The following is an 18,929-nucleotide window of genomic DNA, read 5'->3' as shown; positions in this document are numbered from 1 at the left end:
GGGCCGACCGGGTTGCGCTTGGAGAAAGCGTCATGGAACAGCGTATGCACCCTGCCCGTAACGATACGGGCGCGCGGCCGCAGCACGATGCGCATTCGCCGCGTCGGCGCTTCGGCCTTCTCTCGCGCGGCTGGGTGATCGTGCTGGCCCTGGCGCTGCTGGTCAGCGGCTCGCTGGCGCTGGCGACCAAGTACGTCTACGACGACAACGGCCGCCTGGTGGTGATGGTCAACGAGCAGTCGGGCGAAAGCGCGCGCTACGTCTACGACAAGGTCGGCAATCTGCTGAAGATCGAACGCCTGGCCGCGGGCCAGGTGGCGGTGTTCTCGTTCGTGCCGGCGCGCGGCGCGACCGGCGTGGCGGTGACGATCCAAGGGCAAGGTTTCAGCACGACCGCGGGCGACAACGTCGTGCGCTTCAGCGGCGTCGCGGCGACGGTGACGTCGGCGACGCTGACCGAACTGAAAGTGACGGTGCCGGCGGGCGCGAGCACCGGTCCGTTGACGGTGACGGTGGGAACGCAGACCGTGTCGGGCCCGGCCGACTTCGTCGTCGACGAAGACGCGCAGCCGCCGCAGATAACGAGCGTGTCGCCGCTGATCGGCGTCGCCGGAACGCAGGTCACGGTGACCGGCCAGCGTCTGTATCCGGCGCCGGACCTGACCCGCGTGCTGCTCGGCGACCGCATCGCGGTGCCGGGCACCTCGAGCCAGACCCAGTTGACGTTCCCGGTGCCGGTGCGCGCCGGCAGCGGCAGGATCACGGTCAGCACGCCGTACGGCAGCGCGCAGAGCGCGGATGAGTTCGTGGTGGTGCCGGCGGGCGTCGCCGCTGCCGATGTGGTCAACGGCGGCCGCCTCAACCTGGACGCGGCGCCGCGCATCCTGACGACGGCGCAGGACAACCAATACGTCGCATTGCTGCTCGATTCGAACGGCCGCGACCTGACCAGTTTGCAATTCGGCGATCTGGTCGGTTCGGTGAGCTACTCGCTGTACGCACCGGACAACCGGCTGCTGGCCAGCAACAGCGTCAGCGCGACCGCGCCGAGCGCGCACTTGCCGCGCCTGGTTGCCGGCCTGCACCTGTTGCTGCTCAAGCCGAGCGCGGCGGCGTCGTGGAGCCTCGGCTGGGAGAAGAATGCGGTGTTGGGCCTGCAAGCCGAGCCTCTGGCGATTTCGACCAACGTCGCCTACCAGAACAAGCGCTACATCATCGAAGCCGCTGCCGGCGCCAACCTCGGCCTGGGTCTGCACGATCTGGTCACCGAAGGATCGACCAGCTATCAGCAGGTGGTGGTCTATCGGCCCGACGGCAGTCAGTACGCCTACGAGTACTGCTACGCCGGCTACGACTGCGATGTGAACATGCCCGCGCTGAGTCCGGGCCAGTACGGCGTGGTGATCTGGCCGACCTACGACGGCGCGCGCACGCTCTCGCTCAAGGCGACGGTCAGCGCGGACCGGGAAATCGCCGTGAGCGCGGATACCCCGGCGACGCTGGCGTTGCCGCGGCGCGGGCAGAACGCTCGCCTGAGCTTCGCCGCCCAGGCCGGGCAGACGTTCGCTTTCAACATCGCCGACCAGACCACGGTGCCGGCGGGCCGCGAGGTCTATTACACCGTCTACAAGCCCGACGGCGGCGTATTGCAGCAAGCCAGCGCGCGCACCGGCCTGACCCTCAATCTGGCGCGGCTGCCGGTCGCAGGCGACTACTCGGTTTATGTCGATCCGTACTACGGCGAAAGCCTGACGGCGCAGGCGACCCTGGTGTCCGGGCAGTCCGGTGGAATCGAGCCCGGGCAGAGCAGCGCCGAGTTTCTCACCGGCACGCCGGGACAGAACATCTACTTCAGCTTCGATGCCGCGCAAGGGGCCAATCTCGGCTTGGGCATCAGCGATCTGATCACGCCGGGCAGCAACGCCGGCATTTACCTGTACGTCTACCGGCCGGACGGCAGCCAGTTGGCTTACGAATACTGTTACGCAGGTTACGGCGGCTGCGACGTCAACCTGTCCAACCTGGCGGCCGGCACCTATACCGCCGTGGCGCTGGCGCCTTCGGACGGCGAGCGCCGCATGGGATTCACCGCGACGTTGAGCGCGGATGCGGTCGCGCCCCTGGTGGTCGATTCGCCGCTCGCGCTGACGCTGGACCGGCGCGGCCAGAACGCACGCCTGACCTTCTCCGCCGAAGCGGGAAACACCCGCGCCTTCTACGTCTCCGCACAGTCGACGGCGCCGGCCGATCGCGACGTTTACTACACCGTGTACAAGCCCGACGGCAGCGTGCTGCAACAAGGCAACACCCGCTCCACGATCACCTTGAACCTCCCGAACCTGCCGGCGACCGGCGATTACCTGATCTATGTGGACCCGGGCCAGGGCGAGACCGCGCAGGTGCAGGCCAAGCTGGTGTCCGGGCAGGTCGGAGGCCCGGATCCGGGCGGCTCGCTCGGCAGCTTCGAAACCCAGACGCCGGGACAGAACGTCTACTTCAGTTTCGACGCCGAGCAAGGCGATACGCTCGGCCTGGCCTTGAGCGATCTGGTCACGCCGGGCAGCGGCAGCTATGTCGGCCTCTATGTGTATCGGCCCGACGGCAGCCAGCTGGGCTATCAGTACTGCTATGCGTACTACGCCGGTTGCGAGCTGGATATGGGCATTCCGGCCGCCGGAACCTACAACGTCGTGGTGACGCCGCCCTACGACGGCAACCGCACGATGGCGTTCAAGGCGACCCTGAGCCACGACCGCAAGATCGCGTTGGCGCTGAACTCGCCGAACAGCATCGACCTCACCAAGCGCGGCGAGAACGCGCGCCTGAGCTTCACCGCACAGGCGGGCCAGACGTTCGCGTTCAACGTGTCGCAGCAGTCGACGGAGCCGGCGGATCGCTACGTCTACTACACCGTGTACAAGCCGGACGGCAGCAGCCTGCAACAGGGCTACACCCAGACCGGGCTCACCATGAATCTGAGCAATCTGCCGGTGAGCGGCGACTATCTGATCTTCGTCGATCCGGGATACGGCGAGACCGCCAAGACCACAGTGGTTCTGCTGCCCGGCGAAGTCGGCCGGCTGGAGAAGGGCGCGGAGCCGCGCAATATCGCCACGCGGGTGCCTTCTCAGTACGTCTATCTCGCCTTTACCGCGCAAGAAGGCGACAACCTCGGCTTGGGCCTCGCCGACGTATCGACGCCCGGTTCGGGCAATCCTCTTTACGTTTACGTCTACCGTCCCGACGGCAGCCAGCTGAACTACGATTACTGCTACGCCTACTACGGCGGTTGCGATCTGAATCTCGCCGGTCTTGCGGCAGGCGAGTACAGCGTGTTGATAGTGCCGCCGTCGGATGCCTCGACCGTGAGCTTCCAGGCGACGCTCAGTGCCGATGCGGTCGCAACGGCCGCGTTGAACGCGCCGATCGATCTGGCGCTGGACCGACGCGGCCAGAACGGGCGGGTCAAGTTCAGCGCCGAAGCCGGGCAGACCTTCGCCTTCACCGTGGCCGGGCAGGTCACCGCGCCGGAAGGACGCGACGTGTACTACACGGTCTACAAGCCCGACGGCGCCGTGCTGCAGCAAGGCGGCGCGCGCACGGACCTGACCTTGAACCTGTGGAACCTGCCGGTCGGCGGCGATTACCTGGTCTACATCGATCCCTACTACGGCGAGAAAGTCCGCGCTCGGCTGACTCTGGTGTCGGGACAGGCGCAGACCGTAACGCCGGACGGCGATCCCGGCAGCTTCCTGACCCAGGCTCCGGGCCAGAACGCCTACTTCACCTTCACCGCGGAACAGGGCGCCAATCTGGGGCTGGGCATCACCGATCTGGCGACGCCGGGATCCACCGGCTATGTCGGCGTGTACGTCTACCGTCCCGACGGCAGCACCCAGACCTACGACTACTGTTACGCCTACTACGGCGGCTGCGACCTGGAGCTGTCGAACCTGGTCGCCGGCACCTACAGCGTGACGGTCACCGCGCCCAGCGGCGGCGACGGCACGATGAGCTTCAACAGCGTGATCAGCGCCGACGTACGCGCGAGGCTGAGTCCCGACGTGCCGTTGAACCTCTCGCTGAGCCGCCGCGGCCAGAATGCGCGGCTCAGCTTCGCCGGCACGGCCGGGCAGACGTTCGGCCTGAACGTCGCCGACATCGTCACTGCGCCGGGCGTGCGCAACGTGGCGTACAGCGTCTACAAGCCCGACGGCGGCTTCCTGCAGTCGGGCTATTCGAGCAACGGATTGAGCCTGAATCTGGCGAACTTGCCGGTCGACGGGCAATACACGGTGTTCGTCGACCCCGAATACGCGGCGACCGCGAACTCGCGGGTCGAACTCGACAGCGGTTCCGGTCTCGCAACCGGCGGTGCGCCCGCGGAGTACTCGAGCTCGGCGCCGTGGGAACGCGCGTATTTCACCTTTACCGCTGAGCAGGGCGCCAACCTGGGCCTGGGGCTGAGCGATCTGGTCACGCCGGGTTCGACCAGCTACGTCAGCGTGTACGTCTACCGACCCGACGGCAGCCAGTTCACTTACGACTATTGCTACGCCTATTACGGCGGTTGCGAGCTGGACCTGAGCAATCTCGCCGCCGGCACCTACAGCGTGGTGGTGACGCCGCCGTACGACGGCAACGGCCGGCTGAGCTTCAAAGCCAGCTTGAGCCCGGACGTGATCGCGACGCTGTCGCCGAACGTTCCGTTCGATCTGGCCCTGGCCCGCCGCGGCCAGAACGGCCGTCTGAGTTTCGCCGGCACGGCCGGCCAGACGGTGGCGATCACTGCCTCGAACTTCGCGACCACGCCGGCCGGCCGCAATCTGACCTATACGGTTTACCGGCCCGACGGCGGCGTGTTGCAGCAGACGTATTCGACGACGGGGCTGAGCCTGAACTTGGCGAATCTTCCGGCGAGCGGTCAATACACGGTCTTCGTCGATCCCGAGTACGGCGCCGCTGCGACAGCGCAAGTCGAACTCGATACGGGCGATGGCCTCGCGATGGGCGGCGCACCGGCGGAGTATTCGAGCTCGACGCCGTGGCAACGCGCCTACTTCACCTTCACCGCGGAGCAGGGCGCCAATCTCGGCCTGGGAATCAGCGAGTTGATCACGCCGGGATCGACCAGCTACGTCAGCGTGTATGTGTATCGCCCCGACGGCAGCCAGCTCACCTACGACTATTGCTACGCCTACTACCGCGGATGCGACCTCGAGCTGAGCAATCTCGCCGCCGGCACCTACAGCGTGGTGGTGACGCCGCCGTACGACGGCAACGGCCGCTTCAGCTTCAACGCCACCTTGAGCCCGGACGTGATCGCGACGCTGTCGCCGAACGTTCCGCTCGATCTGGTCTTGAGCCGCCATGGCCAGAACGGCCGTCTGAGTTTCGCCGGCACGGCCGGCCAGACGGTGGCGATCAACGCCTCGAACTTCGCGACCACTCCGGTCGGCAGCTATCAGACCTACATCGTGTACAAGCCCGACGGCGGCGTGTTGCAGCAGACGTATTCGACCACAGGCCTGAGCCTGAACCTGGCGAATCTTCCGGCGAGCGGTCAATACACGGTCTTCGTCGATCCCGAGTACGGCGCCACCGCGACAGCGCAGGTCGAACTCGATACGGGCGACGGCCTCGCGATGGGCGGCGCACCGGCGCAGTATTCGAGTTCGACGCCGTGGCAACGCGCCTACTTCACCTTCACCGCGGAGCAGGGCGCCAACCTCGGCCTGGGGATCAGCGAATTGATCACGCCGGGATCGACCAGCTACGTCAGCGTGTATGTGTATCGCCCCGACGGCAGCCAGCTCACCTACGACTATTGCTACGCCTACTACCGCGGATGCGACTTCGAGCTGAGCAATCTCGCCGCCGGCACCTACAGCGTGGTGGTGACGCCGCCGTACGACGGCAACGGCCGCTTCAGCTTCAACGCCACCTTGAGCCCGGACCTGATCGCGACGCTGTCGCCGAACGTTCCGCTCGATCTGGTCTTGAGCCGTCGTGGCCAGAACGGTCGTCTGAGTTTCGCCGGCACGGCCGGCCAGACGGTGGCGATCAACGCCTCGAACTTCGCGACCACGCCGGTCGGCAGCTATCAGACCTACACCGTGTACAAGCCCGACGGCGGCGTGTTGCAGCAGACGTATTCGACCACAGGCCTGAGCCTGAACCTGGCTAACCTGCCGGCCACCGGCCAGTACCTGCTGTTCGTCGATCCGGAATACGGCGCGGCTGCGACAGCGCAGGTCGAACTCGATACGGGCGACGGTCTCGCCGTGGACGGCGCGCCGGCGGACTATCAAAGCTCAACGCCCTGGGAGCGCAGCTACTTCACCTTCGACGCAGCCCAGGGCGCGAATCTCGGTCTCGGCATCGGCGACCTGGCCACGCCGGGTTCGACCAGCTACGTCGCTGTCTATCTGTACCGGCCGGACGGAACCCAACTGACGTACGACTATTGCTATGCCTCCTACGGCGGTTGCGAATTCGACCTGCGCAATCTCGACGCCGGCAAGTACTCCGTGATCGTCGTACCGCCATACGACGGCAACGGGCGGATGAGTTTCAAGGCCAGCCTCAGCGCGGACGCGACGGTTGTGCTGACGCCGGATGTTCCGGCGAACCTGTCGCTGGCGCGGCGCGGCCAGAATGCGGCGATACGGTTCGCGGCGCAGTCGGGGCAAACCCTGGCATTGAATGTCTCGGCTCAAGTCACGACGCCTGTCGGAAACTACGTCTACTACACGGTCTACAAACCCGACGGCAGTGTGTTGCTGCAGAACTACACCAGCGCCGATCTGACGATGAATCTGTGGAATCTGCCGGCGAGCGGCGACTACACGGTGTTCGTCGATCCTCAGTACGGGGCTGTCGTCTCGGCCCAGCTGACCCTGCTCTCCGGCCAGTCCCGCTCGCTCGTTACCGGAGCCGCGGCCGTCGGCATCGGCACGCAAGTCCGCGGCCAAAATGCCTACCTGACCTTCTCCGCGGAGTCCGGCGCCGATCTGGGCCTGGGGCTTTTCGACCTGTCCTTGAGCAGCGATTCCTATTTTTTCGTGGACGTGCTCAGGGCCGACGGCAGTCGCCGCACGTACCAGTATTGCTATGCGTTCTACGAAGGTTGCGACCTGGATCTGGACGACCTGGAGGCGGGAACCTACAGCGTCGTCGTCAGCGCTCCCGGGCAAGGAACGATGAGCTTCAAGGCGAACTTGAGCGCGATCGAATCGCAAACGCTGGCCCGCGGCGTCGCCGCGAGCGCGACGCTGGAGCGGCGCGGACAGGATCGCTGGTTGTACTTCGACGGCAGCGCCGGCGAGACGCTGGCGTTGAACGTATCGAATCAGACCTCGGCGCCGGGCAATCGCGGCGTGTCGTACTGGGTCTACCGGCCCGACGGAAGCCATTGGCGCACCTACGAGTCTTCCAGCGATTTCCGGATCGACCTGCCGCCGCTGCCCGAGGCCGGGCGTTACCGAGTGTGGATGGATCCGAACCACGGGGGCACGGCGAGTGCGCAGTTCACGCTCGCTGCGGTTCCTTGAAACCTCGCGAGTTCGTCGGATCGATTGAGCGCGACTGTCACCAGGGTTCGATGTCGGTTTCAGCCGACGGCCCAAGCTGCTGAAGGATCGGGAGAAGTGCGATGCTGCGGATGAAGCAAGGAACGCGCAAGAACTGGCGCATCGGTGCGATGGCGCTGGCACTGGGCCTGTCGCTGGGCGCGGTGTCGCTGCGGCCGGGCGACGTCGGCGCGGCGCTGGAGCCGTTGCCGGTGTCGCTGTCGCAGCAACTGGCGCTGCAGTCGCGCGAAGCGCGCGCGCAGTTGCCGGACGGACGCTGGCTGGTGCTCGAACGCGACGGCCGCGGCCTGAGCCTGCGCCGCGACGATGCGCAAGGCAGCCAGGTGCGGCATTGGCCGCTGGGTTCGCCGCGCCGGCTGGCCAGCGTCAGCGTGCTCGCCGACGGCCGGGTGTTGGTCTGGGGCGGCGTCGATGCCGCCGGTCAGGTGCACACCGAAGGTCTGTGGTTCGATCCGGCGACGCAGACGCTGACGGCAGCGCAGTTGCCGGGCCTGGCGCCGCGCGCCGGCCATGCGGCGACCTTGCTCAGCGACGGCCGCTTGTTGCTCAGCGGCGGTTGGACGCCGGGCGTCGCCGGCGTCGCGAAGGCGGAATTGTGGGATTCGCGCGACGACGCGGTGCAGATCGTCGGCGGCGCGTGGACGCCGCCGCGCCTGGGCCATGCCGGCGCACTGGACGCCGACGGCAGCGTGCGTTTGACTGGCGGCGTCGATGCGCAAGGCCGCCGCGTGAGCGGCGACGCGCGCTTCGATCCGCAAACGCAAAGCTTCGCTGCAACTACGCCGGTTGCGCGCGCCGCCGATGCCGCGAAGGCGGCGCCGGTGCTCGCCGCCTCGTGGCCGGCAGCGAAAGCGCAGAACGTGGCCCCCGATGGCCGCCTGTGGCTGCGTTTCACCCAGCCGCTGCAAGCCAGCGAAGTCAACGCCAGCAGCGTCGTGCTGTTCGGCCCAGGCGGCCGCACCGTCGCCAAGGTAGTGCCCGCCGAAGGCGGCCGTCTCGCGTTCGTGACCCCGCAGCAGGCGCTGTTCCCCGATTCGCCGTACACCCTGCTGATCGACGGCGTGCGCGGCCGCAACGGCCAGCCGCTGGCGACCGTTGCGATCGACTTCCGCACCGCGGCCTTGAACGCGGAGCAGACGCCGGCGACGCCGCCGACCGACGTGCAGATCACCGGCGACGAAGACGCGCGCCGCTGCGTACAAAAGGGCGCCTGGTACGCCCCGTGCCGCGCGCGCGGCGAACTCAAGGACGGCGTGTGGTCACCCGGCGCCGACAACACCGACAGCCGCTGGCGCATCTACACGCCGGATCAATCGCCGACGCCGAACCCGTCGATGGCCAAGACCGCGGCGCTGTACGGCGTGACCGTCGTGCGCGGCCGGGTCGTACGCGTCGACGAACAACCGGTCGCGAACGTCGAAGTCAGCATCGGCGCGCACAAGGCGCGCACCGACGCCGACGGCTGGTTCACCCTGCTCGACGCCGCGGCCGGTTGGCAGGAACTGTACGTCGACGGCAGCAGCGCCAACACCGCGCAGGCCGAATACGGCCAGTTCGTGGTCGGCGTGCGCGTGGCGAAAGGCAAGCTGACCGAACTGAACTACCTGCTGCACCTGCCGCGCATCACCGCGCGCGACAAGATCAAGATCGCCTCGCCGCTGAAGCAGGAGATGCGCATCGGCCACCCGGACATGCCGGGTCTGGAATTGCGGATCCCCGCCGGCGCGGTGATCCGCGACCGCAAGGGCCAACTGGTGACCGAACTGGCGATCGTGCCGACGCCGGTCAACCGCGCGCCGTTCCCGGTCAAAGAAAACCACCCGATGGCGTTCACCCTGGAACCGGGCGGCGCCCAGGTGCAGGGCCTGACCCCGGCCGCGTCGGGCGGCATCCGCGTGTACTACCCGAACTACGACCGCAAGCCGGCGGGCACGCTGGCGGACTTCTGGATCTACGACCCGCGCGAAGGCTGGCGGGTGTACGGCCAGGGCACGGTCTCGGCCGATGGCCGCCAGTTCGAACCAGAGCGCGGCGTGGCGCTGCACCAGACGATGGGCGGCATGTACAGCGTGCCGAACAACGATCCGCCGCCGAAGGAGGGCATGCCGCCGGATCAAGATGGCGAATGCAAACCCCAAATGTGCTTAGTCAATGGCGCCAAGCTTGGTGGGCCAGGTACTGAAGGCGATCCCGTTGATCTGCACACCGGCGATTTCATCTACGCCGACACTGACGTGACGATCAACGACGTGGTGCCGCTGACGGTCGAACGGCATTACCGCCCGCGCGACATGGTCAAGCGCGAGTTCGGTCTGGGCATGTCGTTGGGCTTCGGCCACTACTTGCAGCGCACCGGCGACGATTACGCAGCGATCCGCATGGTGTTGCCGAACGGTTCGGCGGTGCAGTTCGACCGCTTGTCCGGCAGCGGCGCGCAGGGCGAGTGGCGACAGAACGGATCGCGCAGCGCGTTCGCCGGTGCGGTGATGCGTTCGATCTTCGATTCCGACCCTGAGCAGCCGTACGGCCGCGCCTACCGCGTGACCCTGCGCGACGGCTCGCAGATGCAGTTCGGCAGCTACAACAACACCCGCCTGCAGTGGGTGCAGGACCGGTTCGGCAACCAGACGCGGCTGGTCTACAACGCCGGCCTGCTGAGCCAGTTGGTGTCGCCGAACGGACGCATCGTCGGCTTTACCTACGACAACCAGAACCGGATCAGCGCTGTAAAAGACCACACCGGGCGAACCTGGGGGTACGAGTACAACGAGCAAGGCCTGCTCAAGACGGTGACCTACCCGGACCTGACGACCCAAAAGTACACCTACAAGGTGAGCTCGTTCTCGGATGATTTCGCAGTATGTCCCGAGGGCATCAACGTCGATTATCGCTATTGTCTGTACGCGGATTACCACAAGAAACTTGGCACTTACCTGATGCAGCACGTGATGGAGTCGGTGATCGACCGGCGCGGCCATCGCGTGGTCTACAACGAATATCCCAAGTACGGCAGCTGGATCGGCCGCATCGCCAAGCAAACGCTGGCGGACAATAGCATCTTCACGTTCGCATACAGCAACACGCCCGAAGGCCATCTGGCGGTGCTGGTGACGCGCCCGGACGGAGTCAAGCGGCGGGTGGTGTTCGACGAGAACGCCGCGCCCTATCCGATCAGCGACACCTACGGCTACGGAACCAACAAGGAGCAAACGTACCTGTTCGAGCGCTATGCCTCCGGCCAAGTTCGGGTGCGTACCGATCCGCTGGGGAGAAAGACCGAATACCAGTACAACGCAGCGGACCAGTTGACCCAAATGACCGAAATGGCGGGTACGCCGAAATCGCGGTCGATCCGGGTGTCTTATCGAGCAGATGGTTTGGTCGGCAGCGTCACCGATCCGCTGAATCGCAGGGCGACGTTCGAGTACACCGATAATTGCCTGACCCGCGTTACCGACGCCATGAACCGGGTCGTCGACATCCAGTGCAACGCGGCTGGGCAGCGGATCGCGGTGACCGATAACAAAGGCAATACGGTGACGTATCGCTATGAAGGCGGCGAGCTGACGGCGGTAGTGGATCCGTTGGGGCGCGCCACGGGGTTCGCCTATGACTCACTCGGACGATTGGTGGTGGTACGTGATGAGGAGGGCCGGATCGCCCGGCGCAGCTACGACAGCAGCGACCGAATGCGCAGCCAAACCGACCCGATGCGGCGGATGATGGAGCTGGACTACGACAACAACGGCAACTTGACGGCAGTGTTGTTGCCGCACGGCAACGGAATCACGTATGCATACGATGATCGCGATCGATTGGTCGAGCGTCGCGACGCCCTGGGGCAAGCCGAAACCTGGACCTACTTCGATGGGGACAAGGTCAAGACTCACACGAACCGCGCCGGAAAGACATCCAGCGTGAGCTATGATGAGCTGGGCCGGCCCAGCGGCGCGACCTTGGCCGACGGCAGCACCCAGGCGTTCGTGTACGACGCGGGCGATAGGCGCCGCCAGATCCTGGATTCCGCTGCTGGAACGGTCAGTTGGGACTACGACGACTTCGATCGGGTGCTGACGGAAACCAGCGCCGCGGGCTCGGTTGCGTATGAGTACGACGTGATGAGCCGGAGGATAGGCATGACCGCCGGTAGCCAGGCCAAGGTCGAATATCGCTATGACGACGGCAATAGACTGCGTCGGATCGCGCAAGCAGGCGAGATCGTTTTGTTCGACTACGACGAAGCCGGTCGTCGCAAGACGGTTACGCTGCCGAACGGGGTAGTCGCTGCCTATGAGTTCAATCCGGCCGGCGATCTGGCCGGACTGGCTTATGCCGGTGCCGATGGCTCTGTACTTGGGACCATGGGGTACGGCTACGACCGAACCGGACAACGTGTGGCGCAGACCGGTTCGTGGGCCAACACTTTGCTGCCGCAGGTCAGCGATGGAAATACGTTCGACGACAACCAACGCCAGACCCGGTACCGCGATCGGACGCTCAACTACGACGCCAATGGGAATCTCGTCGACGACGGAAGCCGTACCTATGTCTGGAATGGGCGCGGCCAATTGACTCAGATCCAGCAAGAAGGCCAGACCATAGCCAGCTTCGTCTACGACCCGCTCGGCCGGCGCGTCGGCAAGGTCGAAAACGGCCAATCCGTGCAGTATCTGTACGATGGGTTGGATGCCGTACAGGAGAGCCGTGGCGCAAGAGTCAGTGGAATCTTGACCGGGCTGGACATCGACGAGCGTTTCGCGCGCACCGATGCGTCTGGGCGGACTTATTTCATGGTCGACGCGCTTGGCAGCACCAAGGCGCTGAGCAATGCCGCTGGCGCTGTGGTGCAACGCTACGACTACACCCCTTACGGACAGACGCAGGCATCTCAGGCTGGATTCGACAATCCTTACCAATACACAGGTCGCGAGATGGATGCCAGTGGACTGTATTACTACCGTGCGCGCTACTACCATCCAGGCATGGCGCGCTTCATCAGCGAGGATCCGATCGGTCTGAGTGGAGGGTTGAACCCTTATGCGTATGTTGAAGGCGACCCGGTCAGTCTGGCCGATCCGCTGGGACTGGCGCCTGCATCCGGGTTGATGGCGGACTGCCTCAAATTGATCTTTGGTGAGTCGATCTCAGGCGTGGATGTGAGGAACAAAAGGTTCGTGAAGAACGAATGGATCACCACGCGCAAGAATTCGATCCGGCTGCCCCCGGACTTTTCCGTGGGTCAGTTCTTCTCCAATCCGCACCTGGTGCTTCACGAGTACTACCACGTAATTCACCAGTGGAATGTCGGGAAGATTTCGCGAACGGCCTACGCTGCCGAGTATTTGCGCAATGGGCCGGACAAAGGCAACCGCTTCGAGGACCCTGCGAACGCCTTCGCGGACCAGAATCAGGCGAATTTCGAAAACTGCCTGAATAAGGGAAGCAAATGCGAAAAGTAAAGCCATGTTTTCTTTCTCCGCTGGTTGCGGTCCTATTGGCGAGCGGTTGCGCCGCGTTCGGTGGAGACATGCCGGTTCGGGTTTCCGGAACCGTACCTGCGAGCGATTCGGGAGCCGCACGCGAAGACTGCACGCTCAGCCTGGTTCGGGCGTCGACCGGGACGACGAGTTCGTCCCGTGGGGTTGCGACTGCATTCACCGCCAGTTTCGTGGTTCCAGCGAACAAACAGGCGTACTACTTCACCGTTCGGTGTCAGGATGGCAGGGTTTTGCGTTCTCGCGAGTTGATGCTCGGTGGCCGGGGTTCGTTCGACAGCGAGGTCGAGCTCGGAGAGCTGTCTGTTCTGCCGTGATTTGTTGCAGTGCTGTGTTGGGGCGAGCAGCAATGGTTTCCGCCACATCGATGGCGGGAAGTGCGCGAGTCGCGGAGGAGTGGGGTTTCAAAGCTTCCGTCGCCGATTCGAACAGTATGTTCCGGCGCTACACGGGAGAATGAAACGATGAAACTCGGTTTATGGCTCGCGTTGCTCGCCGCCGCCGCCCCCGGCGCGGCGCAGGCCGCGTGCGCGGAGCGCGAAGTGCTGGTGGCGGAGATGCGTCCCGACGGACGCGGCGGTTATGTACTGTCGCTCAACGGCAAGGATGTGACCGGCAAGGACGCGGCGGTCGCCTATGCGGCGCAATGCGCCCGCAAGCTGGTGGCCCTGGTGCACCCGGACATCAGCTTCAGGCAAGTGTCCGACCTTGGGGTGTTGTCCGGAAAGGTCGGCGTTCGTCTTGGGCGCGACAACTTCTTCGTCTTCTACTACATGCGCGAGAAAACGGTGATGGTGTACTTCCCGGCCATGATCACCGTGAAGTTCTCCAACGATCCCAAAGTGCTGGCCGACCTGATCGCCAATCCGCGAACCAGGGACAGCGGCATCTGAGCGCGCTTTAGTCCAGGCGCAAGCACGGCGATTCGGCTCGTGCGGCAGATGGCGGCCATCGTTGCGATGGCGGAGCCGACAAAGCCGTCTCGCGCGACGCGTTCCGCTCAGGGGCGGGCTGGTGGAACGATCGCGGCCCTCGTCGCGGTGGCGGTTGGCGTCGAATCCGACAACCCGCGCAAGAACGCCAACAACTGCCGCCGCTCCTCCACCGTCATCGACAACGGCCGCCCCTTGTTGATGCCGCGGTAGTACACCTCCTGATCCACCGCCTCCTCCAGCGTCGCCACCGAGCCGTCGTGCATGTACGGCGCTGTGCGGGCGATGTTGCGCAGCGAGGGCGTGCGGAACGCGGCGAGGTCGGCGGGTTTGCGGCTGGCGACGAAGTGGCCGAGGCCGGCGATATCGGTTTCGGTCAGTACGGCTTCGCCGAGGTCGCGGCGGCCGTCCAGGCGCTGGATCAAACCGGCGACGCGGCCGGCGATGGCGCCGTCGTTGACGCCGAGGTGGTGGAAGCCGTCGTCGGTGAAGCGCGCGCGGCCAGATTGCAGTTGATGGCACTCGTTGCAGGCGGCCTTGCCGGTGAACAGCGCGAGGCCGGCTTGCTGGTCGGCGTCGAGGGCGGTGCGGTCGCCGGCCTGGTAACGGTCGAAGGCGCTGTCGCCGCTGCGCAGGGTGCGCAGGTAGGCGGCCAGCGCGCGTGCGGCGGCGTCGGCGGACACGCCGCCGAGTTCGGCGAACGCGGCGGCGTAGGCCGGGTCGGCGGACAGGCGCTGCAGCAGTTCGTCGCGCGAGCCCAGGCCCATCTCGACCGGGTTGGTCAGCGGTTGCAGCACCACGGTTTCGAGCTTTGCTTCGCGCCCGTCCCAGAAGAAGTGAGGTAACTGCGCGACATCGAGCAGGCTCGGCGCGTTGCGGGTGCTGGTCTTGCCGTGTACGCCGACCGAGACCGGGTGGCCGTCGGAGAACGCATGCTCGGCGCGGTGGCAGGTGGCGCAGCTGACCTTGCCGTCGGCGCTGAGGCGGGCGTCGGCGAACAGGCGTGCGCCGAGCGCGGCCCAGCGCGGGTCTTGCGCGGCGGCATCGGCGACCGCGGCGGCAGGGGGGGCGTCGGCAGCGTCCGGCGCGTCGCGCCCGCAGGCGCCGAGCAGCAGCGCGGCGCAAACCGCGGCGGCGAGGGCGACGGCCGGCAACCGGCGGGCGGGATGTCTGGCGTGGCGGCGGGACACGGGCATGCGTTTCAATCCATTGAACCGGAGACGGTCGCGCGTGCGGGCGCGCCGCCCACGATAGCGCGAGCCGAAGACGATTTACCCGTCGCCGAACCGTTTGCGTTTGTACGCCTGTGCGCTTTCGCGCCTGAGCGTGCGTACGGCTGCGCCCCGCATGCCTGCGCCGCGGCATCGCGGGCGCGGCGCGGCTTACTCGTCGACCAGCGACCCGCCCGGCAGGAAGTTCCAGGTCCGGGTCACGTGCAGGATGTCCGGATTTTCTTCGGTCTTCGGCAGCGGCGGGTAAGGCTCGGCCAGTTTGGCGATGCGCAGGGCCGAATCGTCGAGCAGGGGAATGCCGCTGCTGCGGACGATGTCGGTGCGCTCGACGCTGCCGTTGCGGCGCACCGCGACGCTGATGACGACCTGCCCGGCGAGCTTGCGCCGGCGCGCTTCGTCGGGGTAGTTGAGGTTGCCGACCCGTTCGACCCGGTCGGCCCAGCCGCGCAGGTAGCCGGCCCAGGCGTACTCGGTGGTGCTGGCGGACACGAACTTGCGGGTCGGGCGCTTGGCGTAGCGCTCCGAGCGCATGTGGATCTCGGCCGCCAGCCGCGCCATCTCGATGTCGTGCTCGATCTTGCGCTGGCCGGCCGGCAGCGGGCGCTCGGTCGGGGTCTGGGTGATGCGTTCGCGCGCGGTCGCGGTTTCGCCGCGGGTGCTGCTGACCACGCGCGCGGTCGGCTGCGGCTGCTGCGCCGGCGACTGCGCGCGCAGCGCCATCTGCGCCACGCCGGCCTCGGCCTGCGGCGACGGGCCGGACTGGTTGTCGCGCGGTCGCGTGCTCTTGTCGTGTTCGCCGCCGCCCTGGTTGTTGGCCTGGGCGAGGAAGTCGGCCTGCTTCGGCGTCAGCGCGGTCTGGGTCTGAGTCAGGATCACGTCCAGGGTCGGCGCCACCGGCGCGGCCTTCTCCAGGGTGTAGCCGACGCCGAGCAGGACGATGCCGTGGACCAGCACCGACAGCACCATCGTCGCGCTGAAGCGCTGCGGCTCGGCCAGCCCGCCGCCGGGCAGGTGCGGGACGCCGGCCGCGCTCATGCGGCGCGCGCGGCCGACAGGCGGGCTTCGATCGCGTCGAACAGCAGGCCGGCGATGTTGAGGCCGAACTGCTCGTCGAGTTCGCGGATGCAGGTCGGGCTGGTGACGTTGAGTTCGGTCATGTAGTCGCCGATCACGTCCAGGCCGACGAACAGCATGCCGCGCGCGCGCATCTCCGGGCCGACCTGCGCGGCGATCCAGCGGTCGCGCTCGCTCAGCGGGCGGCCTTCGCCGCGGCCGCCGGCGGCGAGGTTGCCGCGGAACTCGTCGCCCTGCGGAATGCGCGCCAGCGCGTAGTCGACCGGCACGCCGTCGACCAGCAGGATGCGCTTGTCGCCGTCGACGATCTCCGGCAGGTACTTCTGCGCCATCACCAGGTGCTTGCCGCCGTCGCCGAGGGTTTCCAGGATCACGTTGAGGTTGGCCTCGCTGGCCGCGGCGCGGAAGATCGAGCGCCCGCCCATGCCGTCCAGCGGCTTGAGCACGGCCTGGCCGTGGCGCTGGACGAAGGCCTTGAGCTCGGCCGGGTCGCGGCTGACCAGGGTGTCGATGCAGCACTGCGGGAACAGCAGCGCGGCCAGCTTCTCGTTGTAGTCGCGCAGGCCCTGCGGATCGTTGACCACGAACGCGCCGGCGCGCTGGGCGACCGAGAGGATCTGGGTGTCGTGCAGGTACTCGGCGTCGACCGGCGGGTCCTTGCGCATCAGGATCACGTGCGCAGGGCCGAGTTCGATTTGTGACCAATCTCCCAATTCGTACCAGCCGGTTTTATCGTCGCGCACGCGCACCGGCGCGACCTTGGCCCGCGCGGCGCCGCCGTCCAGGCTCAACCCGCCGGGCGCCACATACCAAAGACGGTGGCCGCGGCGCTGGCCCTCCAGCAACATGGCGAAGGTAGAGTCCTTGGCGATCTTGATCGACCCGATCGGGTCCATCACGACGACGATGTCCAACGGCATGGCAACGGAATCCTCAAAGATTGACGGGATGGTAGCAGGCAGGTCGCCGGTATCTGTCATGATGTAGGGGTCGCAAACGGCCGTGCAGCGTCCATTTGCGACACGCAGCGATCAGGTCGCCTGCCTTGCGCAGGACAGGACGATGGCGTAGCCGAGGGAAGCGGCGTCCGGCGAAGTGTGACCGCCGAAGTCGTTGTCCTGTGATCTGCTTGGCGTGCGTATTCAGTTTCCGGGCGCGAAATGCGTGCTTGACAGCCTGCGTGCGGCTTGAAATAAAGACGGCTTCGCGACGCCCCGGGGATTTCAAGGCGTTTGCAATGGGGGATACAAAGAATGCTCGACGAGGTTCGTAGCGGCAGCCTCGATGGTCTCAGGGTCATGGTGATCGACGATTCCAAGACCATCCGTCGAACCGCCGAGACGCTGTTGAAGCGCGAAGGATGCGAGGTGGTCACGGCCATCGACGGATTCGAAGCGTTGGCCAAGATCGCCGACCAACAGCCGCAGATCATTTTCGTGGATATCATGATGCCGCGTCTGGACGGGTATCAGACGTGCGCGCTCATCAAGAACAATCAATTGTTCAAGGGCACGCCGGTCATCATGCTGTCGTCCAAGGACGGCCTGTTCGACAAGGCGCGGGGCCGCATCGTCGGTTCCGAGCAATATCTGACCAAGCCGTTCACGCGCGAGGAGCTCCTCGACGCGATCCGCAAGCACGTACACGCCTGACCGGGGGGTAGGGCAACACCATGGCACGCATCCTGCTTATCGAGGACTCGCCGACGGATACCGCGGTGCTGACCCAGTTGCTGCAACGCAACGGTCACGAGGTGTTCGCCGCGGGCAGTGCCGAGGACGGCATCGAGGCGGCCAAGCGCGAGCGGCCCGACCTGGTGATGATGGACGTGGTGCTGCCCGGCATGAACGGCTTCCAGGCCACCCGCGCGCTGAGCCGGGACGAGCAGACCAAGCAGATCCCGGTGCTGATCGTCAGCACCAAGGGCATGGAGACCGACCGCGCCTGGGGCATGCGCCAGGGCGCGCGCGACTACATCGTCAAACCGCCGCGCGAGGACGATCTGATCGCGCGGATCAAAGAACTGCTGGATAAGTGAAACGATGATTTTGAAGACGCCGTTCGATGTGCTGAGCGATTACGAGCGCCGTTCGCTGGCGCACGTGGCCGGTCTGCCCGAACAGCTCGACGCGCCCGGCCTGTGGCGCGGCGTCGGCTACCGCATCGGCGCGCGCCGGCTCGCCTCGACCTTCGCCGAAGTGGTGGAAATCCTGTCGCTGCCCCAGGTCACCCAGGTGCCCGGGGCGCAGCCGTGGATGCTCGGGGTGGCCAACGTGCGCGGCAACCTGTTGCCGATCGTCGACCTCAAGCAGTTCCTGGAAGGCGAGCGCACGGTGCTGCACGAAGGCCAGCGCATCCTGCTGGTGCGCCAGCCCGGCGGCGACGTCGCGGTGCTGATCGACGAGCTCTACGGCCAGCGCAGCTTCCACGAGCACAACCTGCTCGCCCTGGACGACGCCGAGGCCCTGGTCGCCGGCCGCTACGCGCATTTCGTCGAGCGCGCCTACCGCGTCGACGAGCAGGCCTGGGGGGTGTTCAACCTCGACCGCCTGGCCCGCACCCCCGAATTCCGACAAGCAGCGGCCTGACGCAGCCGCTTCCTCC

9 protein-coding genes are annotated in these 18,929 nt (G+C 66.2%); 6 read left to right on the top strand and 3 right to left on the bottom strand.

Annotation, left to right across the window (positions count from 1 at the left end; genetic code table 11):
- Positions 1-44 precede the first annotated feature (44 nt).
- The 3 genes from JHW38_RS10570 (at position 45) to JHW38_RS10560 (ending at position 13,980) form a co-directional block, all read left to right on the top strand.
- Complete coding sequence (locus JHW38_RS10570; RefSeq protein ID WP_207525860.1) at positions 45-7,553, top strand: IPT/TIG domain-containing protein; 7,509 nt, start codon at positions 45-47, stop codon at positions 7,551-7,553.
- A 101-nt stretch (positions 7,554-7,654) separates the two neighbouring features.
- On the top strand, positions 7,655-13,051 hold the full coding sequence (locus JHW38_RS10565) for an RHS repeat-associated core domain-containing protein (RefSeq protein ID WP_207525859.1): 5,397 nt from the start codon (positions 7,655-7,657) through the stop codon (positions 13,049-13,051).
- A 500-nt stretch (positions 13,052-13,551) separates the two neighbouring features.
- Positions 13,552-13,980, top strand: coding sequence for a hypothetical protein (locus tag JHW38_RS10560; RefSeq protein WP_207525858.1), 429 nt, complete (start codon positions 13,552-13,554; stop codon positions 13,978-13,980).
- 107 nt (positions 13,981-14,087) lie between these two features.
- Here JHW38_RS10560 and JHW38_RS10555 read toward each other — a convergent pair whose 3' ends face one another.
- The 3 genes from JHW38_RS10555 to gshB all read right to left on the bottom strand — a co-directional run bounded on the left by JHW38_RS10555 (position 14,088) and on the right by gshB (position 17,245).
- Entirely contained in the window at positions 14,088-15,215 is a 1,128-nt protein-coding gene (locus JHW38_RS10555; RefSeq protein WP_207525857.1) for a cytochrome-c peroxidase, read from the bottom strand.
- Positions 15,216-15,401: 186 nt separating this feature from the next.
- Positions 15,402-16,286, bottom strand: coding sequence for an energy transducer TonB (locus JHW38_RS10550; RefSeq protein WP_207525856.1), 885 nt, complete (start codon positions 16,284-16,286; stop codon positions 15,402-15,404).
- Entirely contained in the window at positions 16,283-17,245 is a 963-nt protein-coding gene (gshB, locus tag JHW38_RS10545; RefSeq protein WP_207525855.1) for a glutathione synthase, read from the bottom strand. Before gshB ends, JHW38_RS10550 begins: the two co-directional genes overlap by 4 nt.
- A 333-nt stretch (positions 17,246-17,578) precedes the next feature.
- On the opposite strand from gshB, the gene pilG reads away from it, so the two are divergent.
- From pilG to JHW38_RS10530, 3 genes are read left to right on the top strand one after another with little or no spacing between them, the layout of a single operon-like run.
- Positions 17,579-17,977, top strand: a complete 399-nt coding sequence (gene pilG / locus JHW38_RS10540) for a twitching motility response regulator PilG (RefSeq protein ID WP_031372856.1) — start codon at positions 17,579-17,581, stop codon at positions 17,975-17,977.
- A 20-nt stretch (positions 17,978-17,997) separates the two neighbouring features.
- The gene (locus JHW38_RS10535) at positions 17,998-18,363 is read left to right on the top strand and encodes a response regulator (protein ID WP_207525854.1); all 366 of its coding nucleotides are present in this window, start codon (positions 17,998-18,000) and stop codon (positions 18,361-18,363) included.
- Between the two features lie 10 nt (positions 18,364-18,373).
- Positions 18,374-18,913 (top strand): chemotaxis protein CheW, encoded by a 540-nt coding sequence (locus JHW38_RS10530; RefSeq protein WP_207526332.1) that lies wholly within the window; start codon positions 18,374-18,376, stop codon positions 18,911-18,913.
- Positions 18,914-18,929 lie beyond the last annotated feature (16 nt).

The sequence above is a fragment of the Lysobacter enzymogenes genome, assembly GCF_017355525.1.
In the GTDB taxonomy this organism is placed as follows: Bacteria; Pseudomonadota; Gammaproteobacteria; order Xanthomonadales; family Xanthomonadaceae; genus Lysobacter; species Lysobacter enzymogenes_C.
The sequence above is the reverse complement of the archived record's forward strand: the minus strand, read 5'-3'. Positions and strand labels throughout refer to the sequence as shown.

Bases quoted from the DNA above. Each gene is read 5' to 3' on its own strand.
- pilG (WP_031372856.1), top strand. From the start codon at position 17,579: ATGCTCGACGAGGTTCGTAGCGGCAGCCTCGATGGTCTCAGGGTCATG.
- JHW38_RS10535 (WP_207525854.1), top strand. From the start codon at position 17,998: ATGGCACGCATCCTGCTTATCGAGGACTCGCCGACGGATACCGCGGTG.
- JHW38_RS10555 (WP_207525857.1), bottom strand. From the start codon at position 15,215: ATGCCCGTGTCCCGCCGCCACGCCAGACATCCCGCCCGCCGGTTGCCG.
- gshB (WP_207525855.1), bottom strand. From the start codon at position 17,245: ATGCCGTTGGACATCGTCGTCGTGATGGACCCGATCGGGTCGATCAAG.
- JHW38_RS10560 (WP_207525858.1), top strand. From the start codon at position 13,552: ATGAAACTCGGTTTATGGCTCGCGTTGCTCGCCGCCGCCGCCCCCGGC.
- JHW38_RS10550 (WP_207525856.1), bottom strand. From the start codon at position 16,286: ATGAGCGCGGCCGGCGTCCCGCACCTGCCCGGCGGCGGGCTGGCCGAG.
- JHW38_RS10565 (WP_207525859.1), top strand. From the start codon at position 7,655: ATGCTGCGGATGAAGCAAGGAACGCGCAAGAACTGGCGCATCGGTGCG.
- JHW38_RS10570 (WP_207525860.1), top strand. From the start codon at position 45: ATGCACCCTGCCCGTAACGATACGGGCGCGCGGCCGCAGCACGATGCG.